This is a genomic window from Bacteroides sp. AF32-8BH (genome assembly GCF_003435205.1).
Lineage (GTDB): Bacteria > Bacteroidota > Bacteroidia > Bacteroidales > Bacteroidaceae > Bacteroides > Bacteroides ovatus.
Map to the genome: position 1 here is coordinate 1 of NZ_QVLZ01000112.1, position 398 is coordinate 398.

Annotated in this window: 1 pseudogene; it reads right to left on the reverse strand. The window is 52.0% G+C overall.

Features of this window, described 5'->3' with window-relative positions:
• A pseudogene (locus DWZ47_RS30245) lies at window positions 1-233 on the reverse strand (plasmid recombination protein); the annotation flags it as partial.
• Window positions 234-398: the final 165 nt, after the last annotated feature.

Below are 398 nucleotides of genomic sequence, written 5' to 3' on the forward strand. Positions count from 1 at the left end.
CGGATTGCCCGTACTTGGTTGCTTCCGATTTTGCGTGTCAGCCCCGCTTCTTCCAATCTTCTTTGGATAGCCGCCGAACGGTCTTTTATCCCGTCGGGGTAGCCGATGAGCCTGCGGTTTAGGTGCGTGCGTGTGAGGTCGGCGTTCTTCGGTATGATGAAGCGCTCGATATGTGCGGTCGTTCCGCTGTCGCTGCCGTGCGCCTTTTCCATGTGTAAAACTACGAAACCCATATATTCTTCCTTTCTTTTTTGGCTTGTGAAACAATGATTTTTTGTATCTTCGGGGGCGGCAAATGCCGTCCCCGATGGGGTGTGCAGAGGGGCTTGCCCCTTGCCTTATTGGGGAATTTTCAGCGATACGTAGTATTGCGGCTCGGAAAATTCCCTAATAAGCTA